Source organism: Sphingomonas sp. SFZ2018-12, from assembly GCF_022496715.1.
GTDB lineage: Bacteria > Pseudomonadota > Alphaproteobacteria > Sphingomonadales > Sphingomonadaceae > Sphingomonas.
The window spans coordinates 282,582-297,557 of record NZ_WTFM01000002.1; the positions used below are offsets into that span (position 1 = coordinate 282,582).

A 14,976-nucleotide genomic window follows, 5' to 3' on the forward strand; every position below is an offset into this window, starting at 1 on the left:
ACGTCAGGGCAAAGGGCCCTGGTGCGCGAAGACCGCCGCGGTGATGTCCCCCAGCCGGGCACGCAGCGGCGGCAGCTGATCGTCCTGGGTCTTGCCGAGGCGCACCAGGATCATCGTCCGCGCCGGGCCACCCGGCGCGACAGGGGCGGACGCCGCGACGACATATTGGCCCAGATGGCCGATTGCGCTGACCGTTCCCGGCGGACCCTTGCCGGGGAACAGCGTCTCCTCACCACCGGACACATTGCGCCAGGTCTGGCCGCCATAGATGGGATCGGCAGGCGACGGCGATTTCATGAACGCCAGCCATTCGGGCGCGATCACCTGGCGGCCGTCGGCACCGCGTCCGTCGAGCAGCAGCCGGCCAAAGCGCGCCCAGTCGTCGAGCGGCATGTGCAGGATCGATCCGCCGACCTGCGTGCCGGCACCGTCGAACTCGAGGAACACGCGACGCATCGCGGCGGGTGCGAACAGCCGCTGTTCGGCAAAGTCGCGATAGGCCTTTGCGCGCACGCGGGGATCGCGGCTGTCGGTCAGCGTCCTCGTGATGATCTCCGCCAGGATGATCGAGGTGAGCGAGCTGTAGCGAAAGCGCTTGCCCGGCGGATCGGCGAGCGGGGCGGCGATCGCGCGCGCCGCCATGTCCTGCGTCCCGCCGACGAACAGCACCTGGTTCGTGTCCGACGCTTCGATCGGTTCGCCGACTTCGACGTGGCGCAGCCCCGACGCCATGTTGAGCAGGTGACGCAAGGTGATCGCGCCGCGCGGATCGCCGGGCCGCCGCCACTCGGCAATCGGTGCGGGTGCATCGAGCTTCAGCCGGCCATCGGTGACCAGTTCCCCGATCAGCATTGCCGTGACCGTCTTGGCCATCGACCAGCTGATGAAGCGGTTGGCGTCCGAATAACCGGGCGCATAACGACGCGCGACCACGCGCCCGTCGACGATCAGTATCGCCGCGCGGGTTTCCGCCAGCGTGGGATCGAACAGGGTGTCGAACATGGCCGGTGCGGAAGCCGGCGCGTCTCGCGACACGGCCGATGCCGCCGGCAGCGCGAGCGCCAGGCCCAGCGCGAGGATCGCTTGCAATCGCATCGCGCCAGCCTAGGCTCGGCAGCGATGATGGCAAGGCGCATCGCGATCTGGGGAACGCTGGCGGTGGTGGCGCTGACCGGCGTCGGGCTATGGCTTTACATTCGCGCGATGCAGCCGCAGCTGGCACTGGGCGTCGGCTATGGCGCGCGGGTCGCCTGCGCGTGCCGCTATATCGGCAATCGCAGCCTGACCGATTGCCGCAAGGATTTCGAACCCGGCATGGAGCCGATCCGCCTGGCCGAAAATCCGCGCACCCGCACCGTCACCGCGTCGGTACCCCTGATCGCCAGCCGTTCGGTCCGCTTCGACCCGCTGCTCGGCTGTCAGCCCGCACCGCTCTAGCCGCCTGGGCTCAGGCCGTCTTCTTCAACGGCAGCGCGAACAACCCGTCCGCGCCGATCGTCCAATAGGCCGCGTAAGCCTGTACATAGGTGGTCATGAACGCCTCAACATTGGCCGGAACGACATGATATCCGCCGATGTTTGAATCGAAGATGTAGATCTTGCCGAACCGGCGTCCGATCGCGATGGCGTGCGAGCCCGGCTCGTTCGCCGCGGTCTTGAAATTGTAGGAGAGATAGGCGGCGACGCTATCGGTGACCTTGCCACTCCAATAGGTGGCGAAATCGACCAGGCTTGAATCGAACGACATCAGGTCCCTGCCCATGACCGCAACCTCCAGACCCATGCGGTTCGCCATTTCAGCAACGGCGTCGCGGTTTCCCACCGTCTCAAACCGCTTCACATAGGCCGACTGGAACCGGACGGCCTCGTTGTAGAGGCCTTCGTTGTGCGTGTTTTTCGATGATACACCCTCGTCGCGATTGAAGGAAAAGTTGTCCAAGTCCATCAGCAACCGGTTACCCAGCAGTTCGCCGATGAACCTGAGCGAAATCGCGGCGCAGACGCCCTTGCCGTAATTGAACGCGCCGTCACCGGTCAGGGAAGCATTGACGTTTTCCCAGAATGCCAGCTCGTTATCGAGCACCTTGCCCTGCTTGAACTTGATGATCTTTTGACCGTGATTTTTGAGGTTGCGGAAAACCGCCATCACTCGAGCTCCTGCTGCTCCGGTTGAACCTGTTCGGAACGTGCATGCATTTCGTTTCGCTTTCGCGACTATTCGCCGGGTTCGGCGGCGCGCGTGTGAATATGCAGGTCGCCGGTCAATGTCTTGTGGACCGGGCATTTGTCCGCGATGACCATCAGCCGTGCACGATCTTCGGCACTCAGGTCGCCGGTTAGCGAAACGGTACGGTCGATTGCCTCGATCCGGGTCCCGCCCTCCTCGCAATGATCGCAATCCTGCGCGTGGTTGCGGTTATGGCTGAGCATCACCGTCACCTTGTCCAGCGCGATGCCCTCGCGCTCGGCATAGAATTTGAGCGTCATCGACGTGCACGCCCCCAGCGACGCAAGCAGCAGGTCATAGGGGCTCGGCCCCGCGTCCTCGCCGGCGAGCTTGCGCGGCTCGTCGGCGATCCAGCGATGCGCGCCCGCCTCGATCAGGGTGCCCCACTTGCCCGCACCGTTCGACACGCGCACCGCGCCCTCGTCCAGCACCGGCGCGGCGAGCGGCGGCAGATAGCGCGCCACCCAGGCCGCGATCAGGTTGGCGGCATATTCGGCATCGGCCAGCCGCGTCAGCAGGTGATCGGCGTCGTCGAGCGACACGAAGCTCTTGGGATGCCTGGCCGCGTCATAGATGAGACGCGCATTCTCGATCCCGACGGTCGCGTCGCGCGGCGCGTGAAGCACGAGCAGCGCGCGGCCGAGCGCCGCGATGCGCCGCTCCGGCTCCACGCCCTGGACCGCGTGGAGGAAGTTGCGGCTGACCTTGAACGGGCGGCTGGCGATGCGGACGTCGCCCTCGCCCTCGCGCTCGATCCGATCCCAGTCGCCATCGATCTGATGCAGCACATGCGCGGCATCGAACGGCGCGCCGATCGTCACGACCGCCTTGGCTTCCGGCACGCCCGCCGCGGCTGCGAGCACCGCGGCACCGCCCAGACTGTGGCCGATCAGGATCGAAGGCGCCTCGATCGTCGCGCGCAGGTGATCGGCCGCGGCGATGATGTCGGCGACGTCGGCGGCAAAACCGGCATTGCCGAAATCGCCGTCGCTGCCCCCCAAGCCGGTGAAGTCGAATCGCAGCGTCGCGATTCCGGTGCGCGCCAGCGCGGCGGTCAGGCGGGTCGCGGCGTGGCTCTGCATCGTGCAGGTGAAACAGTGCGCGAACACCGCGACCGCGCGAATCGGGCCGATCGGCCGTTCGAGTCGCGCTGCCAAGGCATGGCCGGCGGCGCCGGTGAACTTGAACGATTCGCTGGGCACCTTGCTCTTCTCCCCGATCATTGCGCGAAAATCGCTGACCGAACGCTCTCTAGCATGACCCGCCGCGCAGTGACCAAATGCGCGGAAAACCGGAGCAATCCGATACAATTAGCGTCACGCGGCCCTGACATGATGTCATGGTCGGGCGACCTTTGGTCATGGAGACTTGACATAGTCAGATGACGGTGTCATTTAGTCAGCGTTGCATGACATAACGTCATGCGATAGTGACAGTCGGGAAGGATCGCCGGAGTGTTCATGAAAAACCGTCTCAAGGTATTGCGTGCCGAGCGGGACTGGAGCCAGGCGGAGCTTGGCGGCCGCCTGGGCGTGTCGCGCCAGGCGGTGAACGCGATCGAAACGGGCAAATACGATCCCTCGCTGCCGCTGGCGTTCAAGATCGGCCGATTGTTCGATCTCAGGATCGAGGAGATTTTCGATGACGGGGAAGGAAATGATCATGGCTAATCCCGCCGATCTGCCGAAGGGCGCGGGTGAGGCGGCGTTGAAGGCGCGGCGTCGGCGAATCTTCGTCATCATCGGCACGCTTGCAGCCAGCGGCTTCGTCATCGGCTTTCTGAGCGCCCATTTCGAACGCGAGGACGGTGAATTCCTTGAAGGCATTCCGGCAGCATGGGCGATCATCGCGTCGCTGGTCTTCCTTTTGACCTGCACGGTCGGGACGTGGCGGTATTTCAAGGCCGTCGACGAATTCGAACGCCGCGACAACAGCTGGGCGATGATGATGGCGTTCAACGTCTACCTGGTCGGCTACCCGATCTGGTTCCTGCTCTGGAAAGGCGGGCTGGTCCCCGAGCCGAGCCATGAAATTATCTTCGTAGTGCTCTACTTCGTGTTGATGGCAGCCTATGGCTGGAAGAAGTTTCGACCCTGAACTGACCTAAACCAACCTCTTTTGACTGGAGAAACAAAATGTTGCGGACAATCCTCTATGTCGGCGCGGCGATGACGCTCGCCTACTTCCCGCCCTCCGCCGCCCAGCCCGCGCCCCAGGCGCAGTCGGCGGCGACCGCCCCGGCCGCCCCGGCCACGGTCGATGCCGACCCGGCGCTGTGGGTGGTCAAGGACGAGGACACCACCATCTACCTGTTCGGCACCGTCCATGTGCTGAAGCCGGGGCTGAGCTGGTTCGACGAGGCGGTGAAGACCTCGTTCGACAAGAGCGACGAGGTCGTGCTCGAACTCGTCATGCCGACCGAACAGGAAGCGCAGCAGGCTGTGGCAGCCCGGGCGGTGAACCCGACGGGCCCGTCGCTGACCGAGAAAATCCCTGCTGACAAGCGGGAAGCGTTCGTCAAGGCGCTGGCGTCATTGGGAATCCCGGCCGCCGGGCTGGATCGCGTCGACCCATGGTTCGCGGCGACCACCTTGTCGATGGTCTCGACGATGAAGAGCGGCTATCAGCCCAACGCCGGGGCCGAAATGGTCATCTCGGCGGCTGCCAAGCAAGCGAACAAGCCCGTCGTTGGTCTCGAAACGCTCGACGAACAGCTCGGCTTCTTCGACTCGCTGCCGGAAGCGGCGCAGATCGAATTGCTGAACGCGACCGTCGAGCAGCTGCCCGAAATCGCTACGTTTACCGAAAACCTGGTCAGCAAATGGGCTGCGGGGGATGCAGAAACGCTCGGCACCATCATCAATGACGCGCTGCGCGAATCGCCTGAAGTGTCGAAGGCCATTCTGAACGACCGCAACGAACGCTGGGCAAGCTGGATCAACACGCGCCTTGAAAAGCCCGGCACCGTGTTCATCGCGGTCGGCGCGGGGCACCTGGCCGGCCCCGACAGCGTCCAGGTGAAGCTCAGCCCCTACAAGGTGAAGGCCGAGCGCATCAAATACTGACCTCTTCCAGCGTGCAACTGGCAACCTGGGCGTCGACGGTGTCGGCGCCCGCTTTTTTGCCAGTGGTGGCCTTGGCGTAACCTATAGGAGCTGCTGCTGGCGCGACTCGCGGCCGATCGCGCCACCACCCTGGCGACGCGCATATTCATGCTCGGCGGTGAAGCGGATGTCCTCGTCACGATCCGTCAGAAACGCGGCGAGGGCGTCGTCGTCGATCTCGCTCCATTCGCGCCCGCGATAGGGGCCGTAGCGCACGCGCGGCAGCAGCCCCGGCACCTTCGACCAGGCGATCAGCTGCTCGACACTGGCCAGGTTGAGCATGTCGCGCAGATGGAAAGCGGTGACATAGGCATCGGGAAAGGCGCGGTGTGCGGGCAGGCCGCGTTCGTGCTCCATCCCCTCCGGGCGCCGCCAATAGCGCAGCATCTGGTTAGAGAAGCCCGGCGATTCGGGCCACAGCCTGAGCGCGCATTTCCAGGTGCAGATCCAGTCCGCGCCGTGGGTGAGCGCAGGCGTGCAGAATTGCGCCTCGAACGACGCGCGATGCGCCGCCAGCGCCACTCGGCGGGGCCACGGGTCGAGGATCGGGCGTGCGACGTCGTGCCACCACGGCGCGTCCGCGACATGTTCGTCCAGGATGTGATGCACCGCCATCGTCACCGGCGGGATCGGCCGGCCGGGATTGACCAGCGTCGATCCGCCCTCGCCCGTCAGTGCCCAGCGTCCGTCCGAACCGAGCGCCACGTCCTGCCAGCCGATTTCGCACACCGCGTGGGTCGGCGGTGCCGCCCCGGTGGTTTCAAGGTCGATGACACGGACGATCTGGGGCGCGGGCATCGCCGCTATGTGGGCGCGATCGGCCGGAGGCGCTACCCCTCCGACGCGGGATCGTTTTCAGTGCCCCGCTTGCGGCCCCCGCTCGACCCCGCTTGCGGCCAGTTGCGCGTCGATCATCGCCACCAGCCGGTCCAGCCCGGCCTGATCGAGCGATTCCGCGCGCGCGACCAGCACATCCTGGGTGTTGGACGCGCGCAGCAGCCACCAGCCGTCGGGGGTGTTGACCCGGGCGCCGTCGGTGTCGTTGACCTGCGCGCCTTCGTCCTTCAGCCGCGCGAGCACTTCATCGACGATCGCGAACTTGCGGCTCTCGTCGACCTGGAAACGCATCTCGGGCGTGTTGACCATCGCGGGCATCTCGCTGCGCAGCTGGGTCATCGACTTGCCGATCATGTGGACGGCGCGGATCAGGCGCACGGCGGCATATTGCGCATCGTCAAAGCCGTAATAGTCGTGCGCGAAAAAGATGTGGCCGCTCATCTCGCCCGCCAGCGGCGCGCCGGTTTCCTTCATCTTGGTCTTGATCAGGCTGTGGCCGGTCTTCCACATCACCGGGTTGCCCCCCAGCTCGGCGATGCGGTCGTACAGTGCCTGGCTGGCCTTCACATCGGCGATGATCGTGGCACCTGGCACCTCGCGCAGCACCGGCTCGGCCAGAATGGACAGAAGCTGATCGCCCCAGATCACCCGGCCTTCGCCGTCGATCGCGCCGATCCGGTCGCCGTCGCCGTCGAACGCCAGTCCGAAATCGAGCTGCTTTTCCGCGACCAGCCGCTTCAGATCGGCCAGATTCTTTTCCTCGGTGGGATCGGGATGATGGTTGGGGAAATTGCCGTCGACATCGGTGTAGAGCAGGTGGTGCTCGCCGGGCAGCAGCTTGACCAGCCGCTCGATCACCGGGCCGGACACGCCGTTGCCCGCGTCCCAGCCGATCCGGTAGCTGCCCCCGGCATAGCCGGCCATCAGCCGGCCGACATAATCGTCCATGATGTCGACGTCGGTGACGGTGCCGCTGCCGTCCTCCCAGTCGACGTCGGCGGCCATGCGGCCCAGCGTCTGGATGTCCGCGCCGAAAAACGGGCGGTGCTGAAACACCATCTTGAAGCCATTGTAATCGGCGGGATTATGGCTGCCGGTTATCTGGATGCCGCCATCCACTTCTAGCGTGGCTTCGGCGTAATAGAGCATCGGCGTCGGGCCGAGCCCCACGCGGACGACGTCGACCCCGCTCGACGTCAGCCCGTCGATCAGTGCGGCCTCGAGCACCGGCGACGATGCGCGCCCGTCCCGTCCGACCGCCACCCGCGTGCCACCCGCGCGGCGCAACAGCGTGGCGAATCCGCGCCCGATCGCGCGCGCGTCATCCTCTCCCAAGGTTTTTCCGACGACGCCGCGAATGTCGTATTCTCGGAGCGAAGTGGGGTCGAAACGATGGGTCATGCGGGCCTCCCTGAGTGACGCGCGCCTCTTCGGCGAGCCGGCGACAAAACTCAATGGCGCAGGCGTCTCAACAACACGTCACGTGCCGCATTGATCCGTCGGGTCAACGCTTCCGATCCGCCGCGGTCGGGATGGACCGCCTGGACCAGCCGGCGGTGTGCGGCGCGGATCTCGTCCGCGTCGGCATTGCGCCCGACGCCCAGGATTTCGCGCGCCTCGGCTTCCTCGGGCAGGGCCGGCCGCGGCGGCTTGCGCAGGAAAAACCACCAGATCGCGGCGGCCACCGCCGCCACCAGCACCAGCTTGGCCATCAGGCGAACATCGGCAGCGTCGTTTCGGGCAGCGCAAGGCCCGCCATCATCTCGCGCAGTTCCTGGCGCGCGGCGACATGCGCGAGCGCCATTTCCCCGAATTCGCGCGAATCGAGCATGGTCAGCCCCTGGGGAAACAGCTCGCGATAGATGACGCGCTCCGACAGGCCCGAGATGACGCGAAAGCCGACGCGCTTGGCGAGCTGCTCGATCGCGCTCGCCACGCGCTTCATGTTGCGCGCCTCGATGTGCTGCATCCGGTTGCGCAGCACCACCCAGTCGATCGTCGATCCGTCCGCCTTGGCGCGGTGCTTACGCGATTCCCAGATCTGTTCGGAGTAGAAGCTCGGCCGCGTCACCTTGAACGTGTCGGGATCGACCTGGCCGATCAGGTCGAGGTCGACAAAGCTGTCGTTCATCGGCGTCACCAGCGTGTCGGCGTTGGTCACCGCGATGCGCGCGAAACGATCGTCGCGGCCCGGCGTGTCGATGACCAGATAATCGGCGTTGCGGCTGAGCGTGTCGATCGCCTCGGTGAAGAAGGCCAGGCTTTCGCCGTCATGGGTCAGATGTTCGGGCATCGGCAGCGCGCGACCGGTCCGCTTGATCGTCGCGGCGCGGTTGTCGAGATAGCGGCCCAGCGTGCGCTGGCGGTGATCCAGGTCGAATGCGGCGACGCGATGCCCCTTGGCAGCGAGTGCGATGGCGACATGGACCGCCGTGGTCGACTTGCCGGTGCCGCCCTTTTCATTGGCGAACACAATGACGTGCATCCGCCCGAGCCCCGTCGCCAAACCGCCGCTCGAAACTTCGCCCAACCCCGGAAATCCTTTGTTGATCCGCTGCCACGCCGCCCATAGAAGGCCGCCCCTCGAAAGTCCTTATCGGAGGCCCGACGCCCGTGCAAACCATCCGTGACCTGCCCGCTTTGCGCGACGCGACCGCCGCGTTCCGGACGGCCGGGGAGCGTGTGGCGCTGGTCCCGACCATGGGCGCACTGCACGAGGGGCATCTGGCGCTGGTCGAGGCGGCGCGGCGTGCAGCCGACCGGGTGGTCGTGTCGATCTTCGTCAATCCGATGCAGTTCGGGGCGGGCGAGGACCTGTCGCGCTATCCCCGCCGGGAACAGGCGGACGCGCGGATGCTGGCCGACGCCAAGGCCGATCTGCTCTGGCTGCCCCCGGTCGAGGTGATGTATCCGGCGGGCTTTGCCACCCGCGTCACGATGACCGGGGTGAGCGAGGGGCTGGAGGCCGATCAGCGCCCGGGTCATTTCGACGGGGTCGCCACCGTTGTCGCCAAGCTGTTCAACCAGGTGCGCCCCGACGTCGCGCTGTTCGGGGAAAAGGATTACCAGCAGCTGGCGGTGATCCGCCGCATGGTCACCGATCTCGACCTGCCCATCGACATCATCGGCGTGCCCACCCAGCGCGAGGACGATGGCCTGGCCCGGTCTTCGCGCAACATCTATCTGGCGGAGGACCACCGCGCCCAGGCGGTGGCGCTGCCCCGCGCGCTCGGCGTCGCCGCCCGCACGATCGAACGCGGCGGCGAAGTGGCGGCGGCGCTCGCCCAGGCGCGCGATACCCTGACCCAGGCCGGGTTCGAGGTCGATTATGTCGAGCTGGTCGACGCGGTGACGCTGGGCGCGTTCGACGCGGCACGCCCGATGCGCCTGCTCGCCGCCGCGCGAATGGGCGGCACCCGGCTGCTCGACAATGTCGCGGTGGCCCCGATCACTTCTGGTTAATCGCGTTAACCATTTGTTGAAACTGTGACGGCAATCCTTCCCCTGGCAAAGAAGGGGATGGGGGCATCATGGCCAACAGTCTGAAGAGTGCGCGGTTTCTGATCGAAAGCCGTCTGGAGGACGCCGCGCGCGGCGACACCGACGCCTATTTCGATCTCGGCATGGTTTATTCGAGCGGATCGGGCGGCGTCGGCATCGACCTGATCGAAGCGCACAAATGGTTCAATCTCGCCGCGATGACCGGGGACACGCGGGCTCAGCTCTGCCGCGCCGAAGTGGCCGATGAAATGACCGCACGTGAAATCGCGCTGGCGCAGAAGCAGGCACGCGCCTGGCTTCAGATGACCAGCCTCAAGGCGGCGTGACATGATCCGCTGGCCCCGCCCAAGCGACGCATCGCCCGGCGCGGTCAGCTCTTCGTCACCGCTTTCTTCGCAGCCGCTTTCTTCGGCGGCGCCTTCTTCGCCGGGGCCTTGCTGGACCCCGCCGGCTTCCTGGACGCCGCCTTCTTCCTGCCCTTGGCCGGAGCCGCTGCGGCCTTCGCATCGATCAGCGCCACCGCCTCCTCGGGCGTGAGCGCGTCCTTGTCCGCCGATTTGGGCAGCGTCGCATTGGTCGTGCCGTCGGACAGATAGGCGCCATAGCGCCCCTCCATCAGCTTGATCTCCGCGCCCGAAACCGGATGCGCGCCGAAGCTGCGCAGCGGTTCGCGCGCTGCCCCGCGCTGGGGCCGGCCGCCACCGGCAGCGGCTTCGGCGAGCTTGACGACCGCCGCATTCATGCCGGTATCGAACACCTCCATCGTCGAGGTCAGCCGCGCATATTTGCCGTTATGCGCCAGATAAGGCCCATAGCGGCCGATTGCCGCAGTGATCGGCTCGCCGCTCTCCGGATGCAGGCCGACGGTGCGCGGCAGCGACAACAGCTTGAGCGCCCATTCCAGATCAGGTTCGGGCACATCCTTGGGGATCGACGCGCGCTTGGCATCCTTGCCGTCGCCCAGCTGCAGATAGGGGCCGAAGCGCCCCGACCGTCGCGAGACGTCGAGCCCGGTTTCGGGATCCTGACCCAGCACCTCGGGCCCGGTGTCCTCGCCCGCCTCGCCGCCGCCCTGGGCGAAGCGGCGAGTATATTTGCATTCGGGATAGTTCGAGCACGCAACGAAGGCGCCGAACCGGCCGCCGCGCAGCGCCAGCCGACCCGCACCGCAATTGGGGCACAGCCGCGGGTCCGATCCGTCGGCCTTGGGCGGGAACAGATAGGGCTCGAGAAACTGGTCGAGCGCCGCGGTGATGTCGGAGGGCTTCTGCTCCATCACCTCGGCGGTGCGCGGCTTGAAATCGCGCCAGAAGGCGTCGAGCACCGCCTGCCACGCCGCCCGGCCGCCGGACACGTCGTCCAGCTCTTCCTCCAGGCCGGCGGTGAAATCGTAGCTGACATATTTCTCGAAGAATCGCTCGAGAAACGCGGTCAGCAGCCGGCCCGACTCCTCGGCAAAGAAGCGGTTCTTCTCGACGCGCACATAGGCGCGGTCCTTGAGCACCTGAATGATCGAGGCATAGGTCGACGGGCGGCCGATGCCCAGTTCCTCCAGCCGCTTGACCAGCGACGCTTCGGAAAAGCGCGGCGGCGGCTGGGTGAAATGCTGTTCGGCGGTCACGTTCTTGCGCGCGGGGGCGTCGCCCTCGCGGATCAGCGGCAGGCGGCGTGAATCCTCGTCACCCTCCTCATCCCGGCCTTCCTCGTACAGCGCCATGAAGCCGGGAAAGAGCACCACCTGGCCAGTCGCGCGCAGCGCGTGGCGGCCGGTGCCCTCCTCCAGCTCAACGGTGGTACGCTCCAGCCGCGCCGATGCCATCTGGCTGGCCAGCGCGCGCTTCCAGATCAGCTCATAGAGCCGCGCATGATCGCCCGATCCCATCCGGTCGCGGCTGAAATCGGTTGGGCGGATCGCTTCATGCGCTTCCTGCGCGTTCTTCGCCTTGGTCTGGTACTGGCGCGGCTTGTCGGGGACATAGCCGCCGTCATAGCGCGTCGCGATCGCCAGCCGGGCGGCGTCGATGGCGCTGCCGTCCATCTGGACGCCGTCGGTGCGCATATAGGTGATCGCGCCGTCCTCGTAGAGGCCCTGAGCGACACGCATCGTGTGGCTGGCCGAAAAGCCGAGCTTGCGCGCGGCTTCCTGTTGCAGGGTCGAGGTGGTGAACGGCGGCGGCGGGTTGCGCGTCGCAGGCTTGGTTTCGACCGACGCGACGCTGAAACGCCCTGCTTCGACCGCGGCCTTGGCGCGCAGGGCGGTGCCTTCGTCGCCGATCGACAGCCGGTCGAGCTTGGTGCCGTCAAAGCGCACCAGCCGCGCCTGGAACGGCGTGCCGTCCTGTTCGAACTCGGCGATGACCGACCAATATTCCTGCGGCCGGAACCCCTCGATCTCGCGCTCGCGCTCGACGATCAGGCGCAGCGCGACCGACTGCACGCGCCCCGCCGACTTGGCGCCGGGCAGCTTGCGCCACAACACCGGCGACAAGGTGAAACCGACCAGATAATCGAGCGCGCGCCGCGCCCGATAGGCATCGATCAGGTCGGTATCGAGCTGGCGCGGCTGGGCCATCGCCTGCAGCACCGCCGCCTTGGTGATCGCATTGAAGGTGACGCGCTCGACCTCGCCCGGCAACGCCTTGCGGTGCTTCAGCACTTCCTGAACGTGCCACGAAATCGCCTCGCCCTCGCGGTCGGGGTCGGTGGCCAGGATCAGCCGGTCGGCCTTTTTCGCCTCGTCGGTGATCGCCTTCAGCTGCTTCGACTTGTCGGCATAGGTTTCCCACGCCATCGCGAAATCTTCATCGGGGTTCACCGATCCGTCCTTGGGCGGCAAATCGCGGACGTGCCCGTAGGAGGCGAGCACGCGATAGTCCTTGCCCAGATATTTCTCGATGGTTTTCGCCTTGGCGGGCGATTCGACGATGACAAGCTGCATGGGGTGCGACGGTTCCTTACGTGTACGCGCGAGGATGGAGAGCGGCACGCGGTGGCGTCAAGCGGCGTTGCCCGCCCGATGACGCGGTGCCGCTCATGGCGCGATGCGGACGGTTTGTTAAGGGTCTTGCGGCTAGATCGTGACAGCTACGTCTCGAGGTGACACCTGTCCTTGTCTCACCACTCGCTTGAACGGCTGATCGGCGATCACCGGCGCATCGTTGCGCTGGCGACGGCGCTTGCCGACGCGGCGGTGGATCCCGACCAGCGACCGCACCAGCTGCGCGACGCGGTCGACGGGCTGCTCGAAGCGGTGATCCCGCATCTCGCCAATGGCGATCGCGACATCTATCCGCGACTGCTCGCCTGCAACGACGACCCCGATGCCCGCGCGGCGCACGACGCGATCCGCCGCTTCGAAGGCGCGGCGGTCGACTGGCTGGGCTATGGCGCGCACTGGCACGAAGAAGCGATCATGCGCGACCGCGCGGGCTTTGCGGAGGCGACCGCGCAGCTGATCGACCAGCTGCATGCGCGCATGCGCAGCGAAAACGAGCTACTCTATCCGCTCGCGCTGCAGGCCTCCGCGATTCGTCTGCGCGCCTGACGCCGATCAGACCAGGCTCACCCGGGCCCCGGCATGGCGTTCGAGCCGGCCGGCAAGCTCGAGCTCGAGCAGCACCGTCTGGACAATGGCCGGGGCGATCGCGGCCTGACGGATCAGTTCGTCGACCGCGACCGGCACGGGACCGAGCAGATCGGTGACGCGCCGGCGTTCGCTGGCATCGACATCGGCCGTCACCGGCGCGGGGTGATAGGTCGATCCCGGCGAGCGGACCGCGCGGGGATCGATCGGCCGAACCGCCTCCAGAATGTCGTCGACCGACTGGACCAGGGTCGCCCCCTCGCGGATCAGCAGATTGCAGCCCTGCGCGCGCGGATCGAGCGGCGAGCCGGGCACCGCCATCACCTCACGGCCGGCGTCCGCGGCGATCCGCGCGGTGATCAGCGATCCCGATCGCGGGGCGGCCTCGACCACCACGGTGCCCTGTGCGGCGCCTGCGATGATGCGGTTGCGGGTGGGGAAATGGCGCGCCAGCGGCTCGGTGCCCGGCGGCTGTTCGGCCAGCAGCAGCCCGCGCCCGGCGACATCCTCCTGCAGGGCGGCATTTTCCGGCGGGAAAACGCGGTCGATGCCGCACGCGATGACCGCCACGGTGCCGGTGTCGATCGATCCCTGATGCGCGGCGGTATCGACCCCGCGCGCCAGCCCCGACACGACGCTCACCCCCTGTCGTCCCAACCCGATCGCCAGTTCGCGCGCGAACCGGCAACCCGCCGCCGACGCGTTGCGCGCACCGACCATCGCGATGGCGGGCCGCGCCAGCAGCGCGGTGTCGCCGCGCACGGTCAGCACCGGCGGCGCGCTCTCCAGCTCGGCGAGCAGCGCGGGATAGTCGGGATCGTCGATGAAGACGTGGCGCGCGCCCAGCCGGTCGACGGTCGCGATCTCCCGCGCGATCATGGCCGGATCGGCGAGGGTCGGCGGGCGTCCGCCACCGCGCGCGGCCAGCATCGGCAACGCCTCGATCGCGCGCGCGGCATCGCCGAACCGCGCGATCAGCTGGGCATAGGTGACCGGCCCGATGCCGTGCGCGCGGATCAGCCGCAGCCGGTCGGCCCGACCGGTCGGATCAGGCACGCGGACCTGCGCCCACCCGCGGCTCCGTGCCCGCGACCAGGCGCGCGATGTTGCCGCGATGCTTCCATCCGACGATCAGCGCGAGCGCGAGCGACAGCGGGACCAGGTCGCCGCGCCCCATCAACGCCAGCGAAACCGGGGCGGAAAACGCCGCGGCAAGCCCCGCGACCGACGAAATGCGCAGCGCCGCCAGCAGGCCCAGCCACACCCCCGCATAGACGAACGCGGCAGGCGCGTGCAGCGCCAGCACCACGCCCATCAGGGTGGCGACGCCCTTGCCACCCAAGAAGCGCAACCACACGGGGTAGCAATGTCCGATGAATGCCGCCGCCGCGGCGAGCGGAGCGTGGCCGGGCACGATCGCATCGGCCAGCGCCACCGCCGCCCAGCCCTTGGCGACGTCGAGCGCCAGCGTGGCCGCGGCCAGCCCCTTGCGCCCGGTGCGCAGGACGTTGGTCGCGCCGATATTGCCCGATCCGATCTGGCGAAGATCGCCCGCACCCGCCGCGCGGGTGAGCAGCACGCCGAACGGGATCGATCCCAGCAGATAGCCGATCAGCAGCGCGAGCGCCGGTGCCTGCCATAGAATTTCGGTCGGCACCGCGCCCTCGACCCCTTATCCGGTTCCGTCCGATCGAATACGGCCTTGATTTGGCGCGCGCAACCGC

At 67.0% G+C, this 14,976-nt stretch carries 17 protein-coding genes; 7 read left to right on the forward strand and 10 right to left on the reverse strand.

Going from position 1 to position 14,976, the window contains the following annotated elements; genetic code table 11:
• Window positions 1–3: 3 nt before the first annotated feature.
• Window positions 4–1,095, reverse strand: coding sequence for a serine hydrolase (locus GO308_RS10365; RefSeq protein ID WP_240885389.1), 1,092 nt, complete (start codon window positions 1,093–1,095; stop codon window positions 4–6).
• Window positions 1,096–1,119: 24 nt separating this feature from the next.
• Here GO308_RS10365 and GO308_RS10370 point away from each other — a divergent pair, with 24 nt between their 5' ends.
• Complete coding sequence (locus GO308_RS10370; protein ID WP_066483473.1) at window positions 1,120–1,437, forward strand: hypothetical protein; 318 nt, start codon at window positions 1,120–1,122, stop codon at window positions 1,435–1,437.
• Window positions 1,438–1,447: 10 nt separating this feature from the next.
• Here the strand turns inward: GO308_RS10370 and GO308_RS10375 are convergent, their stop codons facing one another.
• Both GO308_RS10375 and GO308_RS10380 read right to left on the reverse strand, forming a co-directional pair.
• Window positions 1,448–2,146: a hypothetical protein gene (locus GO308_RS10375; protein ID WP_066483471.1), complete on the reverse strand. Its 699-nt coding sequence runs from the start codon at window positions 2,144–2,146 to the stop codon at window positions 1,448–1,450.
• Between the two features lie 68 nt (window positions 2,147–2,214).
• Window positions 2,215–3,450, reverse strand: a complete 1,236-nt coding sequence (locus GO308_RS10380) for a bifunctional alpha/beta hydrolase/OsmC family protein (RefSeq protein ID WP_066672953.1) — start codon at window positions 3,448–3,450, stop codon at window positions 2,215–2,217.
• A 237-nt stretch (window positions 3,451–3,687) separates the two neighbouring features.
• Between GO308_RS10380 and GO308_RS10385 the strand changes: the two genes are divergently transcribed.
• The 3 genes from GO308_RS10385 to GO308_RS10395 are packed head-to-tail and all read left to right on the forward strand — an operon-like array spanning window position 3,688 to window position 5,292.
• Window positions 3,688–3,897: a helix-turn-helix transcriptional regulator gene (locus GO308_RS10385; RefSeq protein ID WP_066483466.1), complete on the forward strand. Its 210-nt coding sequence runs from the start codon at window positions 3,688–3,690 to the stop codon at window positions 3,895–3,897.
• Window positions 3,890–4,324, forward strand: a complete 435-nt coding sequence (locus GO308_RS10390) for a hypothetical protein (protein WP_066483464.1) — start codon at window positions 3,890–3,892, stop codon at window positions 4,322–4,324. Before GO308_RS10385 ends, GO308_RS10390 begins: the two co-directional genes overlap by 8 nt.
• Window positions 4,325–4,362: 38 nt before the next feature.
• Window positions 4,363–5,292 carry a TraB/GumN family protein gene (locus GO308_RS10395; protein ID WP_240885390.1) on the forward strand — a complete coding sequence of 310 codons (930 nt, stop codon included), beginning with the start codon at window positions 4,363–4,365 and terminating at the stop codon, window positions 5,290–5,292.
• A gap of 81 nt (window positions 5,293–5,373) precedes the next feature.
• On the opposite strand, the gene GO308_RS10400 is transcribed toward GO308_RS10395, so the two are convergent.
• Genes GO308_RS10400 through GO308_RS10415 form a run of 4 tightly spaced genes read right to left on the reverse strand, consistent with a single transcriptional unit; the run spans window position 5,374 to window position 8,653 of the window.
• The gene (locus GO308_RS10400) at window positions 5,374–6,129 is read right to left on the reverse strand and encodes an exonuclease domain-containing protein (RefSeq protein ID WP_066483462.1); all 756 of its coding nucleotides are present in this window, start codon (window positions 6,127–6,129) and stop codon (window positions 5,374–5,376) included.
• 57 nt (window positions 6,130–6,186) lie between these two features.
• Window positions 6,187–7,569 (reverse strand): phosphomannomutase/phosphoglucomutase, encoded by a 1,383-nt coding sequence (locus GO308_RS10405; RefSeq protein WP_240885391.1) that lies wholly within the window; start codon window positions 7,567–7,569, stop codon window positions 6,187–6,189.
• A gap of 50 nt (window positions 7,570–7,619) precedes the next feature.
• The gene (locus GO308_RS10410; protein WP_066483458.1) at window positions 7,620–7,880 is read right to left on the reverse strand and encodes a J domain-containing protein; all 261 of its coding nucleotides are present in this window, start codon (window positions 7,878–7,880) and stop codon (window positions 7,620–7,622) included.
• The gene (locus GO308_RS10415; protein ID WP_066483455.1) at window positions 7,880–8,653 is read right to left on the reverse strand and encodes a division plane positioning ATPase MipZ; all 774 of its coding nucleotides are present in this window, start codon (window positions 8,651–8,653) and stop codon (window positions 7,880–7,882) included. The genes GO308_RS10410 and GO308_RS10415 overlap by 1 nt, the downstream gene beginning before the upstream one ends.
• Window positions 8,654–8,781: 128 nt before the next feature.
• Here GO308_RS10415 and panC point away from each other — a divergent pair, with 128 nt between their 5' ends.
• Both panC and GO308_RS10425 read left to right on the forward strand, forming a co-directional pair.
• The gene (panC, locus tag GO308_RS10420) at window positions 8,782–9,630 is read left to right on the forward strand and encodes a pantoate--beta-alanine ligase (protein WP_240885392.1); all 849 of its coding nucleotides are present in this window, start codon (window positions 8,782–8,784) and stop codon (window positions 9,628–9,630) included.
• Between the two features lie 68 nt (window positions 9,631–9,698).
• The gene (locus GO308_RS10425) at window positions 9,699–9,995 is read left to right on the forward strand and encodes a sel1 repeat family protein (RefSeq protein ID WP_066549260.1); all 297 of its coding nucleotides are present in this window, start codon (window positions 9,699–9,701) and stop codon (window positions 9,993–9,995) included.
• A 44-nt stretch (window positions 9,996–10,039) separates the two neighbouring features.
• On the opposite strand, the gene topA is transcribed toward GO308_RS10425, so the two are convergent.
• On the reverse strand, window positions 10,040–12,607 hold the full coding sequence (gene topA / locus GO308_RS10430) for a type I DNA topoisomerase (protein WP_240885393.1): 2,568 nt from the start codon (window positions 12,605–12,607) through the stop codon (window positions 10,040–10,042).
• Window positions 12,608–12,778: 171 nt separating this feature from the next.
• Here topA and GO308_RS10435 point away from each other — a divergent pair, with 171 nt between their 5' ends.
• A complete protein-coding gene (locus GO308_RS10435) occupies window positions 12,779–13,213 on the forward strand; it encodes a hemerythrin domain-containing protein (protein WP_066549258.1) in 435 nt (144 codons plus the stop codon).
• A 6-nt stretch (window positions 13,214–13,219) separates the two neighbouring features.
• Here the strand turns inward: GO308_RS10435 and dprA are convergent, their stop codons facing one another.
• A complete protein-coding gene (dprA, locus tag GO308_RS10440; RefSeq protein WP_240885394.1) occupies window positions 13,220–14,308 on the reverse strand; it encodes a DNA-processing protein DprA in 1,089 nt (362 codons plus the stop codon).
• The gene (gene plsY, locus GO308_RS10445) at window positions 14,301–14,909 is read right to left on the reverse strand and encodes a glycerol-3-phosphate 1-O-acyltransferase PlsY (protein ID WP_240885395.1); all 609 of its coding nucleotides are present in this window, start codon (window positions 14,907–14,909) and stop codon (window positions 14,301–14,303) included. The genes dprA and plsY overlap by 8 nt, the downstream gene beginning before the upstream one ends.
• Window positions 14,910–14,976 lie beyond the last annotated feature (67 nt).